The sequence below is a fragment of the Mycobacterium sp. Panama NTM2 genome (assembly GCF_054355555.1).
The window spans coordinates 4,166,510-4,183,303 of record NZ_CM135953.1 but is presented as its reverse complement, the minus strand read 5'-3'; the positions used below and the strand labels follow the sequence as shown (position 1 = coordinate 4,183,303).

The window sequence follows — 16,794 nt, the reverse complement described above, 5'->3', positions numbered from 1 at the left end:
CTAAGCGGACGTTGAGAAATCCGATCCGCACCGCTCCCCTCAAGTGACCTTTGGCACCTCTGACCTCCGTTTTCCGTCACTAGACTCGATCGAGACCGCGCCCGGAAGGGCTGCCGACGGACCTCATCGGACCCGGGAGACATTGTCCCGGGGGAGGTGACCTACCTACGGAGAGATTTGCGATGCCCCTGTGGAAATCGACACGAATGCACACTGCTGCGGCCGGAGAGATCGATGGGCCCGATGGGGCAGTTGTGAACAGTGCCGCCGATGACGTGCGGCGGTTGACCGTGGGCCGCGGACCCATCGGCGACATCGCCGCCGGACCGCACGTCGTCGCCGTCGCAAATCCTGCCGACGACACCGTCACTCTGCTCGACCCCCACACGCTCGAGCAGCGTGCCGTCGTGTCCCTCGGTGGTGAGCCGACCGGGGTCGTGGTCAGCGACGACCGCGCCTACCTCAGCGTCACCTCCGCCCAGCAGGACACCGTCGTCGTCATCGACGTGGAGACCGCCGCTGTCACGGCGACGTTCCCGGTCTCTTCCGGAATCACCGCGCTCGCCGTCGGGCCCGACGGCAAGCGGCTCTACGCCGGTCGAGCAGGCGGCGACCGCGTCGAGGTGACGGTCATCGACGTGACCGCGGAGCGTGCCGGCACCATCGACATCGGGCGGGGCCCGGCAGCCAACGTCGATGCGCTGGCACTCGATCCGCGCGGTAGGCGTCTGATGGTCGCCGTGACCGACGATCGGGGAAGCCAGCTGGTCATCGTCGACGCCGAAACCGCACGGGTGCGGCGTGTCGTGCCGGTCGGCTCGCCGCTGCGCGATCTGGCCTGCGCGGGCGACACGGTCTATGCGCTGACCTCCGATCGCGAAGTCGGCGGCGCCGTCCATGTCATCGACCTGGCGACCGCCCGCATCACTGCCACGATCACCGTCGGTGGAGCCCCCACCCAGCTGTCACTGAGTCGCGATGAGGCGCGCGTCTACGTCGTCGACTACGACCGCGTGCACGTCGTGTGCACGATGCAACTCGAAATCGCCGACTCGCTCTCGGCGCCGGCGCGGCCGTCATGCGTGGCGCACAGCGCCGACGGCGGCGAACTGTTCCTGGCGGACTACGCCGGGGGACTGGCCGTGCACGCAGTCGAGTCGACGGTCGGCATGCTCTACTCGCAGTTCCTCGCGACGGAGCCGTTCGCTCTCACCGCGCCGCGCACCCGTCAGCCTGTCGCTGTCTAGGGCGCCTCAGCGCCACTGATACCGGGTTTTCGGGCGGCCCGCTTTGCCGTAGTCGGTTTCGCGGCGCACCGTGCCCTCCTCGGCGAGCCGCTCGAGGTAGCGCCACGCCGTCACCCGGGACACCCCGATCTGCTTGGCGACGGTGTCCGCGGTGACGCCTGCGTCGCCGGAATCGCGGACGGCACGGGCGATCTCGTCGTTGGTGCCGGGCGCGATGCCCTTCGGTGCGGCCGTCCGGTCGGGCCCGATCCGCAGTTCGGCCAGCGCGCGGTCGACCTCGGCCTGGCTGGCGGCGTCGGTGCCGGCCGGCAAGGCCTGGCGGTACCGGGCATACCGCTCGAGCCGGTCGCGGAACGCGGCGAACGTGAACGGTTTGAGCAGGTAGGCCAGAGCGCCGTGGCCGACCGCCGCGCGCACCATCTCCAGGTCGCGTTCCGAGGTGATCGTGATGATGTCGGGGGCGGGCCGCAGCCCCGACAGCGCTGAAGCCAGTGCGATGCCGTTCGCGTCGGGGAGTCCGATGTCCAGCAGCACGAGGTCGATCGGGGTGCCATCGGCTGCCGCCTCCGATGCGGCCCGCATCGCGTCACGGGCCGTGTGCGCCACCGCTGCCACCGAGAAGTCCTGCAGGCGTCCGAGATACGCATGATGCGCCTCGGCGATCAACGGTTCGTCCTCCACGATGAGCACCCGGATCATGGCGCGCTGACCTCGACCGTGACCACCGACCCGTACGTCACGTCGGCGCACAACGAACCACCGTGGCGCTTGACCACCTGTGCCACCAGCGCCAGCCCGAGACCGTGCTGCTCGGCGTCGCTGCCCGTCTTGGTCGAGTAGCCGCGCTGCATCGCCTTGTCAAAGGTCTTGGCATCCATGCCTTCTCCGCTGTCGGCCACCCGGATCAGCAGCCGGTCGTCACTCTGATTGACCGTGACCTCCACCCACGGATCGGACTTGTCGCAGGCGTCCATCGCGTTGTCGATCAGGTTGCCCAGCACCGTCACCATCTCCGAACCGCTGAGCAGATGTCCGTCGCCGGCCGGCAGATGGGTGTCCTCGGTGATCGTCAGCTCGATTCCGCGCTCGTCGGCCTGGGCGGTCTTCCCCAGCAGCAGCGCCACCAGCGCCGGTTCTGCCACCGCGCTCGACAGGCGATCGACGAGATGCTGGGACAGCTCCAACTCAGCAGTCGCGAATCGGACCGCGTCATCGGAGCGACCCATCTCCACCATCGTCACGATCGTGTGCAGCGTGTTGGCCGCCTCATGTGCCTGCGCGCGCAGCGAATCGGTCAGGACCTTCAAAGAGTTCAATTCGCCCAGCGCACCCTGCAATTCGGTGCGGTCGCGGATCGTCACCACCTCCGACGAACGACCTGCCGAGGGCACCGGCGACCGGTTGACCACGAGCACGCGCTCATCGGTGACATGGACCTCGTCGCGGGCACCGGGCGCGAAGGACTGCAGGAACTCCGGGAGATCGTCACGGCGGACATCGCCCGCCGGCAGCGACAGCAGCCGGCGCGCCTCGTCGTTGACCACTGCCACGCCGTCGCGGTCCAGCACGATGAGGCCCTCGGACACCGAGTGCAGGATCGCGTCGTGGTGGTCGTACATCACCCGCAGCTCATCGGGCCGCAGACCGCGGGTCTGACGCAGCAGGCGGCGCCGGATCCCCCAGACCCCGCCCAGCGACACCGCCAGCGCGCCGACGCCCACCGCCGCGATCACCGGCCACTGCGACCGCCACCGCTCGGCCAGGCTCTTCTGAAGGATGCCTGCCGCCACCAGGCCGACGATCCGGCCCGACGCATCGCGCACCGGCGCCACGGCGCGGACCGACGGGCCGAGCGTGCCGGTGTAGGTCTCGGTGAACGTCTCACCGCGCAGCGCGGGCTCGATGGTGCCGATGTAGGCGCCGCCGATCTGGGACGGATCGGTGTGGGTGAACCGCGTGCGGTCGGGCGCCATGATCGTGATGAACGCGATGTCGGTGTGGGTGCGCACCAGCTCGGTCATCGGTTGCAGGATCTCGGTGGCGCGACCCGACTCGATGGCCGCTGCGGTCGACGGTGCATCGGCCAGCGAGGTGGCGATCCCGACGACCTGGTCGCGCGCCGCGGCGTCGCCGTCCTGCCGGGCGTCGATCAGCGCGAGCACGCTGCCCGCAGCGACGATCAGCGCGATCACCAGGATCTGCAGCGCGATCGCCTGGCCGGCCAGCGAGCGCGGCCAGGCCGCCCGGATCCGTCGCATCGTCGCGCACACCCTTCTGAACGAAATGAACTAAAACGTGACCTGGCTCACGCGCTGACTGACCATCTTTTCAGACCACATCGTCACCCGAGTTCGGAGGAAGCACATGACCACCACCGTCGACCGGCCCCCCACACCGGACGCGCCGAAGCGGCGCGACCGCACCCACTGGCTCTACATCGCGGTCATCGTCGCGGTGATCGCCGGTGTCGGCGTCGGGATCGTCACCCCCGAGGTGGGCAAGAGCCTCGGCGTGCTCGGCACGATGTTCGTCGCGCTGATCAAGATGATGATCGCGCCGGTCATCTTCTGCACGATCGTGCTGGGCATCGGATCGGTGCGCAGGGCCGCGACCGTCGGCAAGGTCGGCGGGCTCGCATTCGTGTACTTCCTGGCGATGTCGACGTTCGCGTTGGCGATCGGTCTGGTCGTCGGCAACCTGCTGCACCCCGGCGCCGGCCTGAACGTCAGCTCGACCACGGCGGCCAAGGGCGCCGAACTCGCCGACAAGGCGCACGAGGCCGGCGGACTGATGGACTTCGTGCAGGGCATCATCCCCACGTCGATGTTCTCGGCGCTCACCGAAGGCAGCGTGCTGCAGGCGCTGTTCATCGCGCTGCTCGTTGGATTCGCGCTGCAGGCGCTGGGCAGCACGGGTGAGCCCATCCTGCGTGGTGTCGAGCATCTGCAGAAGCTGGTGTTCAAGGTCCTGAGCATGATCCTGTGGCTGGCACCGATCGGTGCGTTCGGCGCGATCGCCAACGTCGTCGGCCAGACCGGCTGGTCCGCGGTGGGGCAGCTGCTGACCCTGATGCTGGGCTTCTACATCACCTGCGCGATCTTCGTCTTCGGCATCCTCGGCTCCTTGCTGCGCGTGGTCTCCGGGATCTCGATCTTCAAGCTGGTGCGCTACCTCGCCCGCGAGTACCTGCTGATCGTGTCGACCTCATCGTCGGAGTCGGCCCTGCCCCGCCTCATCGCCAAGATGGAGCACATCGGTGTGGACCGCTCGACCGTCGGCGTGGTCGTGCCCACCGGCTACTCGTTCAATCTCGACGGCACAGCGATCTACCTGACCATGGCGTCGCTGTTCATCGCCGGGGCGCTGGGCGACCCGCTGTCGATCCCCGAGCAGATCGGCCTGCTGGTGTTCATGATCGTCGCCTCCAAGGGTGCGGCCGGTGTGACGGGCGCGGGGCTCGCGACGCTGGCCGGCGGCCTGCAGGCCCACCGCCCCGACCTGCTGGACGGCGTCGGCCTGATCGTCGGCATCGACCGGTTCATGTCCGAGGCGCGTGCGCTGACGAACTTCTCCGGCAACGCGGTGGCCACGCTGCTGGTCGGGTCGTGGACCCACACGATCGACAGGGCCAAGGTCGACGACGTGCTCGCCGGGCGCGATCCGTTCGACGAGCTGACAATGGTCGACGACGGACACGGCTCACGCGTTCAGGAGCCGCAACAGGAGAAGGTCCCTGCCGCGGTGTAGGACGCGAGAGGAAAGACCCGGTCGGTGCTTCCCGGCCGGGTCTTTTCGTTGCGCTCTTTGCGCGAGAAGACGCGAACTCGAGCATGTCGCGCGGCGTGTCACTCGAGTTCGCGTCTGGTCGCCGGAAGAAACCTCAGCGGTCGGCGCGCTGGTAGGCCGTCACGACCGCGGCGCCGCCGAGCCCGATGTTGTGCTGCAGCGCAGCCGTCACACCGTCGACCTGCCGCTTGTCCGCGTCACCACGCAGTTGCCACGTCAGCTCGCTGCACTGGGCCAGGCCGGTCGCGCCGAGGGGATGGCCCTTCGAGATCAAGCCACCCGAGGGGTTGACCACCCAGCGTCCGCCGTAGGTGGTGTCCTCGTCGTCGATCAGCTTCGGCGCCTCACCCGGCCCGCACAGCCCGAGGGCTTCGTAGAGCAGCAGCTCGTTGGCCGAGAAGCAGTCGTGCAGCTCGATCACCTGGAAGTCCTGCGGGCCGAGGCCGGACTGGTCGTACACCTTCTGTGCTGCGTGGACGTTCATGTCGTAGCCGATGATGTTGGCGGCGCTGCCGTCGAATGTCGACGCGAAATCCGTGGTCATCGCCTGCCCGACGATTTCCACCGCCCGGTCTGCCAGGCCGTGCCGGTCCACGAACTCCTCACTGGCCAGCACCACGGCCGCCGACCCGTCCGAGGTCGGTGAGCACTGCAGCTTGGTCAGCGGGTCGGAGATCATCTTCGCGGCCAGGATGTCCTCCAGGCTGTACTCGTCCTGGAACTGCGCGTACGGATTGTTCACCGAGTGCTTGTGGTTCTTGAAGCCGATCTTGGCGAAATGCTCGGCGGTGGTCCCGTACTTCTTCATGTGCTCCCGGCCCGCCGCCCCGAACATCCACGGCGCCACCGGGAACTGCATCGCGTCGATGTCGTTGAGCGCCAGAATGTGTCGTTTCATCGGCGACTCCCGGTCCTCGGCGCCGCCGCCGAGCGAGCCCGGCTGCATCTTCTCGAAGCCCAGCGCCAGCACGCAGTCGGCGAGTCCGCCGCGGATCGCCTGGGCGCCCAGGTACAGCGCCGTCGACCCGGTCGAGCAGTTGTTGTTGACGTTGACGATCGGGATGCCCGTCATTCCGAGTTCGTAGAGCGCCCGCTGACCCGACGTCGAATCGCCGGAGCAGTATCCGACGTAGCCCTGCTCGACCTCGGAGTAATCGATGCCGGCGTCCTCGAGCGCCTTGGTGCCCGATTCGCGGGCCATGTCGGGGTAGTCCCAGCCCTCCCTACGGCCGGGCTTCTCGAACTTCGTCATCCCGACCCCGGCCACGAACACTCGCTTCATGAGCTGATCCCTTCGCCATTCGCGACCGGCCTGCCGGGCGCTGGTGTACATCTGAGTAGAACACGTTCCAGTTCTATGTCGGCACAGTTGGAGGAGGCGGGATGGCGCTGCGCGTCGTGCAATGGGCGACCGGCGGTGTCGGCGTCGCCGCGATCAAAGGCGTACTCGAGCACCCCGAGCTGGAACTCGCCGGCTGCTGGGTGCACTCGGCCGCCAAGGCCGGGCGCGACGTCGGCGACCTCATCGGTGCGGCCCCGCTGGGCGTCACGGCCACCGACAGCATCGACGAGATCCTCGCGCTCGACGCCGACGCCGTCATCTACGCCCCGCTGATCGCCAACCCCGACGAGGTGATCGCGCTGCTGCGCTCGGGCAAGAACGTCGTCACCCCGGTCGGCTGGCTGTATCCCAGCGAGCGCAGCGGCGCATCGGTGCGCGAGGCCGCGCTGGCCGGGAACGCGACCCTGCACGGCACCGGCATCGCACCCGGCGGCATCAGCGAGAAGTTCCCGCTGATGCTCTCGGCGATGTCGACCGGCGTGACCTTCGTGCGTGCCGAGGAGTTCTCCGATCTGCGCACCTACGAGGCCCCCGATGTGCTGCGCCACGTGATGGGTTTCGGGGAGACCCCGGACAAAGCGCTGACCGGACCCATGCAGAAAATGCTCGACGCCGGCTTCATCCAAGCCGTACGAATGTGTGTGGACCAGTTGGGCTTTCACGCCGATCCGCGGGTGCGTGCCACGCAGGAGATCGCCGTGGCGACCGCGACCATCGACTCGCCGATGGGGCCGATCGAGCCCGGGCAGGTGGCGGGGCGCAAATTCCACTGGGAAGCCCTGGTCGACGGTGAACCCGTGGTCCGGGTGACGGTGAACTGGCTGATGGGGGAGGAGCACCTCGACCCCGCCTGGTCCTTCGGGCCTGCCGGGCAACGCTACGAGATGGAAGTGCGCGGCAACCCCGACTTCACGGTGTCGGTGACGGGGTTCCAGTCCGAGGTCGGCGGGCAAGGGCCCGAATACGGCGTTGTCGGCACCGCTGCGCACTGCGTGAACTCGGTGCCCGCGGTCTGTGCCGCGCCACCGGGCATCGCCACCTATCTGGACCTGCCGCTGATCAGCGGCAAGGCGGCACCGCACCTCTAGATGTGCCGCCTGTTCGGAATGCACGCCGGCACCGCCGCTCCGGTGACGTTCTGGCTGCTCGACGCACCCGACAGCCTGGCCGAGCAAAGTCGCCGCAACCCCGACGGCACCGGGCTGGGGTACTACGACGGAGCCGGTCAACCAGTCGTGGACAAACAACCCCTTGCCGCATGGCAGGACGCGGCCTTCGCCCGGGAGGCCCGGGACATCGTCGCGACGACGGTGCTGGCCCACGTGCGCTACGCCTCCACCGGCGAGCCCGGCCCCACCAACACCCATCCCTTCGTCCAGGACGGTCGACTGTTCGCCCACAACGGCGTCGTCACCGGCCTCGACGCGCTCGACGCCCGACTGGTCGAACTCGGCACCGCTGACCTCGTTGTGGGACAGACGGATTCGGAACGGGTGTTCGCACTCATCACCGGCACGGTCCGGGCCCGCCACGGAGACGTCACCGCAGGAATCATCGACGCCGTGCGCTGGCTCGGCGCTCATGTGGGCGTGTACGCGATCAACATCCTGCTGTGCACCGCGACAGAGATGTGGGCGCTGCGCTATCCGGACACTCATGACCTGTACGTGCTCGACCGTCGCACACCCGCCGACCATTCCCGCTTCGAGATGCGGAGCAGCAGGATCAACGCCCGCACCGTCGGCGGACCGTCGGTGGTGTTCGCCACCGAACGGATGGACGACGATCCCGCCTGGCGACCTCTCGGCAACGGTGAACTGCTGCACGTCGGACCCGGGTTGGCGCTCACGTCGCTCACCGATGTGCTCGAGCCGCCGTCGAACCTCTTGAGCGTCTCCGATCTGAACCCCGTGGCGGCGGCGAGCCAGAGCGTCCGGTAGAACAGGAGGGTGACGATGCGCCGTGCCCTCGTGCTCGCCGGCGGCGGGCTGGCCGGAATAGCTTGGGAGACGGGCATTCTGCGTGGCATCGGCGAGGAGGTGCCCGCCGCCGCGGCGGCGCTGCTCGCCTCCGACGTGCTGCTGGGGACGTCGGCGGGGTCGACGGTCGCCGCGCAGCTGTCCAGCGACATGTCGCTCGAGCAGCTGTTCGCCCGGCAACTGTCGGATACCTCGAACGAGATCCATCCCGGAGTCTCCGTCGACGGCATCACCGCGCTGTTCCTGGACGCCGTGACGACCCCGGGCGCCACCAAGGAGCAGAAGCTGCAGAAGATCGGCGCCGTCGCCGCGGCCACCGAGACCGTCGACGAAGCGGTGCGCCGCGAGGTGATCGCCCACCGGTTGCCGTTGCACGCCTGGCCCGCGCGCGATCTGAGGATCACCGGAATCGACGTTGCGACAGGCGAACTCGTCGTGTTCGACCGCGGCTCTGGAATCGAGCTGGTCGACGCGGTGGCGGCCAGCTGTGCGGTGCCCGGCGCGTGGCCGCCGGTCACCGTCGCCGGACGGCGCTACATGGACGGCGGCGTCGGCAGCTCGGTGAACATGTCCGCCGTCTCCGACTGCGACACCGCCATCGTCCTCGTCCCGTCCGCGCGCGATGCGCCGTCGCCGTGGGGGGCCGGCACGGCCCAGGAGATCGCCGACTTCGCCGGCACCACGGTGGCCGTCTTCGCTGACGCCGACGCACTGGAGGCGTTCGGCCCCAACCCGCTCGACCCGGCCTGCCGAGCTCCCTCGGCGCAGGCCGGCCGCGCCCAGGGCCGTCGTGAGGCGGCCCGTATCGCTGCGTTCCTAGGCGTCTGACGCCGGCACGGCGGCTTCGAGCGTGTCGAGTGCGGCACTGGCCAGCTCCTGGCCGATGTCGATCACCTCGTTGGCGCGGTGGAAGTCCAGGCTTCGGCACACCGTGCGCGGCACCTCGATCAACAGGTCCGGCGGATAGGCGGCCAGGGTGTGCCGGGCCAGCGCCGCCTGCGCGATGTCGATGACGCGGTTCATCACCTCGAAGCCGCCCAGCCGCGGCACGACGGGCCCGGCCGGAGCGTCCACGGGCTCGTCGTCACCCACGACGAACCGGCCCAGCACCGCGCGCCCCGTCGGTGTGTCCAACAGCGAGCGCGCGGCCTTGGAGTCGAGCAGCGACGACGAGCTGCGCCACATCCGGTTGAGCCAGTCCCCGGTGGCCTGCCGGGGTTCCCGGTCGTGGCGGTGCGCTTCGGGATCGTCACCGGACAGACTCACCGCGATCGTGACATCGGCGGCGACGGCGGCGATCGGGGCCATCGGCAGCGGATCGAGGATGCCGCCGTCGGCCAGCAGCCGGCCGTCGAGCACGTGCGGCGTGATGACACCGGGGATCGCGATCGACGCGCGGATCGCGTCGTCGACCGGACCGCGCTGCATCCACACCGACTTGCCGGTGATCAGATCGGTGGCCACCGAGGTGTAGGGAATCGGCAGGGTCTCGATCGTCACCTCGCCGAGGATCTCCCGGACCGCGTCCAGGATCTTCTCGGCCCGCAGCACCCCGGCCGACGTGATCGACGGATCGAGCAGGCGCAACACCGCACGCTGGGTCAGCGACCCGGCCCAGGTCGTGTACTGATCGAGCCTGCCTGCCGCCTCCAGCCCGCCCACCAGGGCACCCATCGACGACCCCGCGATGCCGACGATCTGGTGACCGCGCTCATGGAGTTCGTTGATGACGCCGATGTGGGCGTACCCGCGGGCGCCTCCGCTGCCCAACGCCAATGCGAACCGCATCCGCCCATTCTCGCTTGCATGAGCCCGCCGCGACGGGCAACCCTGTCCCTCATGATCGGAACACTGCGTTCAGTCGTCGTCGATTGCCCCGACCCGCTCCGCCTGGCGCGTTTCTGGGCCGAGGTTCTCGGCGGCGACATCACCCAAGAGGACCCGGACTGGGTGGTGGTCACCGGCCCCGACGGCCGCCGGCTGGCATTCCAGCTGTCGCCCGAACATCAGCCGCCGCAGTTCCCGGACCCCCGAGCCTCCCAGCAGATCCACTTCGACGTCATGATCGCAGAGGATCAGGTCGAGGCCGCCCAGACGGAGGTGCTCGGGCTGGGTGCGACATGGGTGCAGGACGCCGACGAGGACCAGTTCCGGGTGTACCGCGACCCCGCCGGTCACACCTTCTGCCTGGTCTGGAACGACTGAATCGCTAGCCGCACAGCGCGTCGGCCGCGGATTCGACCGCGACGATCACGGCGGACTGCTGGCCCGCCGACAGCTGCGCCCAGCTCTTGTCGAACTCGCCCGACCCCACCGTCGGAGCGTTCTGCAGCATCTTCAGGTACGGCTCGATCTGCGCCTTCGGGTCACCGCCGTGGGTGTCCATGTAGGTGCGTGCCGCACGGCAGTTCTGGAAATAGTCGTCCTCGGTGGATTCCGCGGGTGCGCCCATCTTGGTCGTCACCCCACCCGGTGACACCGAGACGGCATCGGGGGCCAGCGATTCGGTGGTCGTCGGGGCCGCACTCGCCTGGGTCGACGGAGACGGCGTTTGGGTCGTGGGCTCGCGCTGGGTGGGCGACGACGAGCAGCCGGTCAGCGCCAGCAGCCCCGTCGCTGCGAGCAGAGCGACCCGGACGGCGAAGGGGACCATCCCGCCAATGTAGCCGTGACGTGCGCAGTCTCAGATTCACGGTGAGATTAACGTCCGGCCCTGGCGCAGCGCACGGTCTCGTGCCACAGTGGGAGCGTGCGCAACGGAATGTCTCGGGAGTGTTGTCGGGCCTGACGCCCGACCCCCCATTCGTCCGTTCCCTCTGGAGTCTTCCCATGCTTCTCGCGCCTACCCGCCTGCGTCCAGCCGATTTGCTGCACGCCACCGACCGCTACGCTGCCGACGTCCTCGGCGGCCGTTTCGACGACGTCCTGCCAGTCGGCGGACCGCCCACGACCGAGCGCTGGTACACCCGGCTGCACGGAGACGACGAGCTCGACGTCTGGCTGATCAGCTGGGTGCCCGACCACGCCACCGAGCTGCACGACCACGGTGGCTCCCTCGGAGCGCTCACGGTGCTGTCCGGTGCGCTGCGCGAAACACGTTGGGATGGGCGGCAACTGCGACATCGCCGGCTCGAGGCCGGTGACCAGGCGGCGTTCCCGCTCGGCTGGGTGCACGATGTGGTGTGGGCGCGCGAGAGTGTCAGCCTTGCCACGCCGAGCATCACCCCGACGTTGAGCGTGCACGCGTACTCGCCGCCGCTCACCGCGATGTCCTACTACGACGTGTCCGAACGGAACACCCTGCGCCGCAAGCGGACCGAACTCACCCATCAGCCGGAAGGTAAATGATCATGGGAAGCCGCATCGACGTCGTGCTGGAGAACGCCCGCACGAAGATCAACCGCCTGACCGCCGACGACCTGCCCGCCGCGCTGCGACGCGGAGCCATCCTGGTCGACATCCGGCCTGCCGCCCAGCGGGCCGTCGAGGGCGAGGTGCCCACCGCGCTGATCATCGAGCGCAACGTGCTCGAGTGGCGGCTGGACCCCACCAGCGACGCCCGGATTCCGCAGGCCGTCGACGACGACGTCGAATGGGTGGTGCTGTGCTCGGAGGGCTACACCTCCAGCCTGGCCGCGGCGGCCCTGCAGGACATCGGTCTGCACCGCGCCACCGACGTGATCGGCGGCTACCACGCACTCAAGGGCGTGCTGGTCTACTGACTAGCTGTTCTCGTCGCTGCGCAGCAGCGGTCGCAACTCCTGCGTCTTCTCCGCAGACCAGCCGGGCGGCAACAGGATCGACGCCCACGCGTCGGCGACGTTGCGCACGTACACGTGCCCGTGCCCGTCGGGGACATCGACCGCCACCGCCATGTCGGCCGACACCTGCAGGAACGTCACGACCGGAATCCACTCCATGTCGGGGGAGACGTCGTACCCGCGCGGCTCCCGCAGCCAATCCGGTTTGGCGAACAGCAGATCCGGGTTCCACCACGCGATCGGGTCCGAGGCGTGCTGTAGGTAGACGACGCGCGGCTGCCCCCACGGGTCGTGCGGCCGCTGGAGATCGCGCGGCTCCGCGACGAAGCGCACGTTCTCGCCCTTGTCGTAGATCGGAAGCCATTGCGGGGAGCCGGGATCGCGATTGGTGGTCAGGTCGTTCCAGATCGTGTTGTTGAACGTCGGACCGCTGAACAGTGCGCCGTCGGTGCGGGCGATCAGATTGTTCAACGCCAGGAACGGCGCCTCCCCGCCGAAGGAGCCGAGGCTCTCGCCGAACACCACGAGCTTGGGTCGCTGCGCCTCGGGCATCGCGCGGACCAGCTCGTCGACAGCCTCGAACAGCGCCTGCCCCGCCTGCCGTGCGTTCTCCTTGTCGACGAGGAACGACAGCCAGCTCGGCAGGAAGGAGTATTGCATCGACACGATCGCGGAGTCGCCGTTGTACATGTACTCCAGGGCAGTGGCCTCGGCCTCGTTGATCCAGCCCGTGCCCGTCGTCGTGGCCACCGCCACCACCGCCCGGTCGAGGCCGCCGGTGCGCTGCAATTCGCGCGCGGCCAGCGCGGCCGTGGCCTTGATGCCGTCCGCCGAGTTCAAGCCGGCATAGGCGCGGATCGGTTCGACCGCCGGCCGGGCGTTGAACGCGCTCAGCTCGTCCACCGACGGCCCGCCACCGACGAACATCCGGCCTTGGTGGCCGAGCGACTCCCAGCTGACCAGCGACCCGGGACCGCCCGAGCGCAGCGGCGTCTCGGGAGCCGGGTTGTCGGGGTCGGTCTCGTCGTTGACCGCGGCGAACGTGCTGTTGATCGTGCTCATCGCGAACCGCACGACGATGCCGTTGAGCAGCGCGATCGTCAGCGCCAGCAGCAACGTCACCACGATGACGGCCGAAACCCGGGGCGGCGCAACACGATCGAGCTGGCGCACCAGGAAACGCACCAGCCGGCGGATCAGCTGCCCGATCTCGACGAACGCGAACAGCGTGACCACCGAGATGGCGGCGGCCAGAGGGTAATCCCCGAACGTCAGCCGCGGCACGCCCATCAGATCGCGGACGTTGTCCTGCCATTCGTGGAACCAGATGATCGCCAGGACCATGCCGATCGCACCCACCGCGACGAGAATCAACCAGGCGCGGCGCGGTGCCGGCGGGCTGGAATCCTTGGACCGCATGTAGCGCACGAGCCACACAGAGAACACGCCGATCGCATATCCGAAGGCGCCGGCGCCCCCGCTGACCAGGCCCTGGAACAGCGGGCCACGAGGCAGCAGCGATGGCGTCAGCGACAACCACAGGAACACGAGGCCGACCGCCGTTCCGGTGAACGTGTAGTGGCGCACCCACCACGCTTTCCGGGCTGCCCGGGCGGGCGGCTCGGCCGTCGGCGGCGCGGCGGTGGCGGTCACGAAGGCATGTTAGCGACGACTGTCAGCGGTGGGAGAAGTTCGGCGAACGCTTCTCGGTGAATGCGGCCATGCCCTCGGTCTGGTCGTCGGTGGCGAACGCCGAGTGGAACAGTCGGCGTTCGTAGAGCAGACCCTCGGCCAACGTGGACTCGAAGGCCCGGTTCACCGCCTCCTTGGCCATCCGCGCGGCGGAGCGCGACATACCGGCGATCGTCGCCGCGGTGGCGGCGGCTTCCTCGAGCAGGGCATCGGCCGGGACCACGCGCGACACGAGTCCGGCGCGTTCGGCTTCCTCGGCGTCCATGGTGCGCCCGGTCAGGATCAGATCCATCGCCTTGGCCTTCCCGATGGCACGGGTCAACCGCTGCGAACCACCCATGCCCGGCAGAACGCCCAGTTTGATCTCGGGCTGGCCGAACTTCGCGGTGTCCGCGGCGATGAGGACGTCGCACATCATCGCCAGTTCGCAGCCGCCGCCGAGCGCGTATCCGGCGACGGCGGCGATCGTCGGCGTGCGGGTTGCCGCGAACTTGCCCCACGCGGCGAAGAAGTCCGACGAAAACACCTCGGCGAACGTCAGATTCGCCATCTCTTTGATGTCCGCACCGGCGGCGAACGCCTTCTCGTTGCCGGTGAGCACGATCGCGCCGATGCCGGGATCTGCGTCCAATTCGGCTGCGGCAGCGGTCACGTCGTTCATCACCTGACTGTTGAGCGCGTTGAGCGCCTTCGGCCGGTTCAGCGTGATCGTGGCGACGCGGCCCTCACGGGTGACGAGGATGGTCTCGTAGTCGGTCATGGCTGCTCCTGGAAGGTCAGGTCGGGATCTGCGGGCTGGAAGTAGGCGTCGACGTCGGCGGCGGTGACGGCCGCCAGCGTCGGTGGGCTCCACTGGGGGTTGCGGTCCTTGTCGATGATCTGCGCTCTGATTCCCTCGACGAGATCTGCCGATTGCAGCGCTGCGCAGGACGTCCGGAACTCCAGGCGCAGAACGTCTTCCAGGGTCGCCAGTGGTTGCGCGCGGCGCACGGCCTCGAGGGCCACCGACACCGCGATGGGCGAGCGGGAGCTGATCAGCTCGGCGGCCTCGGTGGCTGCGGGGTGTCCTTCCGTGCGCAGGGCGTCGACGATGTCGGCGACCGACCGGCCCGCATAGCAGCGATCGATCCACTCCCGCTGCGCCATCAGCTCACTGGGTGGCGGTTCCTGGGCGAAGGCGCTCACCGCGTGGTCCACGCCGTCGGTCTCGATCGCCTGGACGAACTGCGCGAGATCCGCGTGCGGGACGTAGTGGTCGGCGAAGCCCATCGCGATCGCGTCGGCCCCGCCGAACGGGGCGCCGGTCAGCGCGGCGTGCAGGCCGAGCAAGCCGGGCGCGTGGGCGAGGATCTGGGTGCCTCCGACGTCGGGCACGAAGCCGATGCCTACCTCCGGCATGGCCATCTTCGTGGTCTCGGTGACCACGCGGACGTCGCCGTGCGCGCTGATGCCCACGCCGCCGCCCATCGTGATGCCGTTCATCAGCGCGACATACGGTTTCGGGTAGCGACCGATGTAGGCATTGAGCAGGTATTCGTCGTGCCAGAACTGGCGGGCCTCGGCGCCGCCGGCCTTCGCGCTGTGGTAGATCGCGACGATGTCGCCGCCCGCGCACAGACCGCGGTCGCCGGCGCCGGCGACGACGACAGCGCGGACGTCGTCGTCGTGTTCCCATGCCGTCAGGGCGGCGGCGATCTCGGTGACCATCGGGTGGGTCAGCGAGTTGATCGCCTTGGGGCGGTTGAGGGTGAGGTGCCCCACGTGCCTGTGCACAGTTACTAGGAGATCCTCGTTTTCGTCCACGCCAGCAATCTAGATCATCGCCCCTGTTCGGGGAGCGCCGGGTAAGGTTCCTGTGAGAAGGCTGGGAACAGATCCGATCGTCGGGAACCGTCCCGACGTGTCGATCGTTGAACCGATGTTCGGCAGAGGCCGAATAACGACATCAGGAAAGGAACCGACGGTGCGCGAAAGCAGCAACCCGGTATTTCGCACGCTGCCCAAGGGGCAGCAGGGCGGATACGCGCAATTCGGTACCGGAGCCACCGGCTACGGTGCGCAAGCAGTACACGCCGATCCCTATGCCGCCTATCCCGATCAGCGTCAGACGGGGGTTTCCCGTCCGCTGACCATCGACGACGTCGTCACCAAGACCGGCATGACGCTGGCAGTGCTGTCGGCGGTCGCGGTGGTGTCGTACTTCCTGGTGGCCCAGAACGTCGCGCTGGCGATGCCGTTCACTCTGGTCGGCGCACTCGGCGGCCTCGTCCTCGTGCTGATCGCGACCTTCGGTCGCAAGCAGGACAATCCCGCCATCGTGCTGACGTACGCGGCGCTGGAGGGCCTGTTCCTCGGTGCGTTCTCGTTCGTCGTCGCCAACCTGATGGTCTCCGGCGTCAGCGCCGGCGCCCTGATCAGCCAGGCGGTGCTCGGCACCCTGGGCGTGTTCGCCGGAATGCTGGTCGTCTACAAGACCGGCGCCATCCGTGTGACGCCGAAGTTCACCCGCTTCATCGTGGCCGGCCTCTTCGGTGTGCTGGCATTGATGCTCGGCAACTTCGTGCTCGCGCTGTTCGGTGTGGGCGGCGGCGAGGGCCTCGGCCTGCGCAGCGGTGGCCCGATCGCGATCATCTTCTCGCTCATCTGCATCGGTCTGGCGGCGTTCAGCTTCCTGATCGACTTCGACGCGGCTGACCAGATGATCCGCGCCGGCGCACCGGAGAAGGCGGCCTGGGGTATCGCGCTGGGCCTGACCGTGACGCTGGTGTGGCTCTACATCGAGATCCTGCGCCTGCTCAGCTACTTCAACAGCGACTAGTACCTGCCCGAGAAAGGGCGCTCACCGACAGGTGGGCGCCCTTTTTCTGTGCTGTGGGAGGTGCGTGCCTCCGTGCGCCGAGACTGCTCACAGATCGCGCCTGATCCACAGATCGCGATCTCCGCGCAGTCTCAGCGTTGATTGCGCGACCGAACGTGTGACGGTGTCG

At 68.6% G+C, this 16,794-nt stretch carries 17 protein-coding genes; 9 read left to right on the top strand and 8 right to left on the bottom strand.

Annotated elements, in window-relative coordinates:
• Nucleotides 1-254 precede the first annotated feature (254 nt).
• On the top strand, nucleotides 255-1,247 hold the full coding sequence (locus tag ACXYX3_RS19895; protein WP_458608726.1) for a YVTN family beta-propeller repeat protein: 993 nt from the start codon (nucleotides 255-257) through the stop codon (nucleotides 1,245-1,247).
• A 6-nt stretch (nucleotides 1,248-1,253) separates the two neighbouring features.
• Here ACXYX3_RS19895 and ACXYX3_RS19890 read toward each other — a convergent pair whose 3' ends face one another.
• Both ACXYX3_RS19890 and ACXYX3_RS19885 read right to left on the bottom strand, forming a co-directional pair.
• Nucleotides 1,254-1,946, bottom strand: coding sequence for a response regulator (locus tag ACXYX3_RS19890; RefSeq protein WP_241205733.1), 693 nt, complete (start codon nucleotides 1,944-1,946; stop codon nucleotides 1,254-1,256).
• Nucleotides 1,943-3,505 carry a sensor histidine kinase gene (locus ACXYX3_RS19885; RefSeq protein WP_458608725.1) on the bottom strand — a complete coding sequence of 521 codons (1,563 nt, stop codon included), beginning with the start codon at nucleotides 3,503-3,505 and terminating at the stop codon, nucleotides 1,943-1,945. Before ACXYX3_RS19885 ends, ACXYX3_RS19890 begins: the two co-directional genes overlap by 4 nt.
• Nucleotides 3,506-3,611: 106 nt before the next feature.
• Between ACXYX3_RS19885 and ACXYX3_RS19880 the strand changes: the two genes are divergently transcribed.
• A complete protein-coding gene (locus tag ACXYX3_RS19880; RefSeq protein WP_241205747.1) occupies nucleotides 3,612-4,994 on the top strand; it encodes a cation:dicarboxylate symporter family transporter in 1,383 nt (460 codons plus the stop codon).
• 133 nt (nucleotides 4,995-5,127) lie between these two features.
• On the opposite strand, the gene ACXYX3_RS19875 is transcribed toward ACXYX3_RS19880, so the two are convergent.
• Nucleotides 5,128-6,315, bottom strand: a complete 1,188-nt coding sequence (locus ACXYX3_RS19875) for a lipid-transfer protein (RefSeq protein WP_458608724.1) — start codon at nucleotides 6,313-6,315, stop codon at nucleotides 5,128-5,130.
• A 101-nt stretch (nucleotides 6,316-6,416) separates the two neighbouring features.
• Between ACXYX3_RS19875 and ACXYX3_RS19870 the strand changes: the two genes are divergently transcribed.
• Genes ACXYX3_RS19870 through ACXYX3_RS19860 form a run of 3 tightly spaced genes read left to right on the top strand, consistent with a single transcriptional unit; the run spans nucleotide 6,417 to nucleotide 9,182 of the window.
• Nucleotides 6,417-7,463: an NAD(P)H-dependent amine dehydrogenase family protein gene (locus ACXYX3_RS19870; protein ID WP_458608723.1), complete on the top strand. Its 1,047-nt coding sequence runs from the start codon at nucleotides 6,417-6,419 to the stop codon at nucleotides 7,461-7,463.
• Nucleotides 7,464-8,315 carry a class II glutamine amidotransferase gene (locus tag ACXYX3_RS19865; protein WP_458608722.1) on the top strand — a complete coding sequence of 284 codons (852 nt, stop codon included), beginning with the start codon at nucleotides 7,464-7,466 and terminating at the stop codon, nucleotides 8,313-8,315. It abuts the gene before it with no gap.
• 9 nt (nucleotides 8,316-8,324) lie between these two features.
• Nucleotides 8,325-9,182, top strand: a complete 858-nt coding sequence (locus ACXYX3_RS19860; RefSeq protein WP_458608721.1) for a patatin-like phospholipase family protein — start codon at nucleotides 8,325-8,327, stop codon at nucleotides 9,180-9,182.
• Here the strand turns inward: ACXYX3_RS19860 and ACXYX3_RS19855 are convergent.
• On the bottom strand, nucleotides 9,171-10,142 hold the full coding sequence (locus tag ACXYX3_RS19855; RefSeq protein WP_458608720.1) for a patatin-like phospholipase family protein: 972 nt from the start codon (nucleotides 10,140-10,142) through the stop codon (nucleotides 9,171-9,173). The two genes, ACXYX3_RS19860 and ACXYX3_RS19855, sit on opposite strands and share 12 nt — an antisense overlap.
• A 51-nt stretch (nucleotides 10,143-10,193) precedes the next feature.
• On the opposite strand from ACXYX3_RS19855, the gene ACXYX3_RS19850 reads away from it, so the two are divergent.
• A complete protein-coding gene (locus tag ACXYX3_RS19850) occupies nucleotides 10,194-10,559 on the top strand; it encodes a VOC family protein (protein WP_458608719.1) in 366 nt (121 codons plus the stop codon).
• Between the two features lie 4 nt (nucleotides 10,560-10,563).
• Here the strand turns inward: ACXYX3_RS19850 and ACXYX3_RS19845 are convergent, their stop codons facing one another.
• Nucleotides 10,564-11,007, bottom strand: coding sequence for a lipoprotein LpqV (locus ACXYX3_RS19845; protein ID WP_458608718.1), 444 nt, complete (start codon nucleotides 11,005-11,007; stop codon nucleotides 10,564-10,566).
• A 176-nt stretch (nucleotides 11,008-11,183) separates the two neighbouring features.
• On the opposite strand from ACXYX3_RS19845, the gene ACXYX3_RS19840 reads away from it, so the two are divergent.
• Both ACXYX3_RS19840 and ACXYX3_RS19835 read left to right on the top strand, forming a co-directional pair.
• Nucleotides 11,184-11,702: a cysteine dioxygenase gene (locus ACXYX3_RS19840; protein ID WP_458608717.1), complete on the top strand. Its 519-nt coding sequence runs from the start codon at nucleotides 11,184-11,186 to the stop codon at nucleotides 11,700-11,702.
• A 2-nt stretch (nucleotides 11,703-11,704) separates the two neighbouring features.
• Nucleotides 11,705-12,076: a rhodanese-like domain-containing protein gene (locus ACXYX3_RS19835; protein WP_241205756.1), complete on the top strand. Its 372-nt coding sequence runs from the start codon at nucleotides 11,705-11,707 to the stop codon at nucleotides 12,074-12,076.
• On the opposite strand, the gene ACXYX3_RS19830 is transcribed toward ACXYX3_RS19835, so the two are convergent.
• From ACXYX3_RS19830 to ACXYX3_RS19820, 3 genes are read right to left on the bottom strand one after another with little or no spacing between them, the layout of a single operon-like run.
• Complete coding sequence (locus ACXYX3_RS19830) at nucleotides 12,077-13,768, bottom strand: alpha/beta hydrolase (protein ID WP_458608716.1); 1,692 nt, start codon at nucleotides 13,766-13,768, stop codon at nucleotides 12,077-12,079.
• 22 nt (nucleotides 13,769-13,790) lie between these two features.
• On the bottom strand, nucleotides 13,791-14,567 hold the full coding sequence (locus ACXYX3_RS19825) for an enoyl-CoA hydratase (RefSeq protein ID WP_458608715.1): 777 nt from the start codon (nucleotides 14,565-14,567) through the stop codon (nucleotides 13,791-13,793).
• A complete protein-coding gene (locus ACXYX3_RS19820; protein ID WP_458608713.1) occupies nucleotides 14,564-15,610 on the bottom strand; it encodes an enoyl-CoA hydratase/isomerase family protein in 1,047 nt (348 codons plus the stop codon). The genes ACXYX3_RS19825 and ACXYX3_RS19820 overlap by 4 nt, the downstream gene beginning before the upstream one ends.
• Before the next feature lie 160 nt (nucleotides 15,611-15,770).
• Between ACXYX3_RS19820 and ACXYX3_RS19815 the strand changes: the two genes are divergently transcribed.
• Nucleotides 15,771-16,625 carry a Bax inhibitor-1/YccA family protein gene (locus ACXYX3_RS19815; protein ID WP_241205760.1) on the top strand — a complete coding sequence of 285 codons (855 nt, stop codon included), beginning with the start codon at nucleotides 15,771-15,773 and terminating at the stop codon, nucleotides 16,623-16,625.
• Nucleotides 16,626-16,794 lie beyond the last annotated feature (169 nt).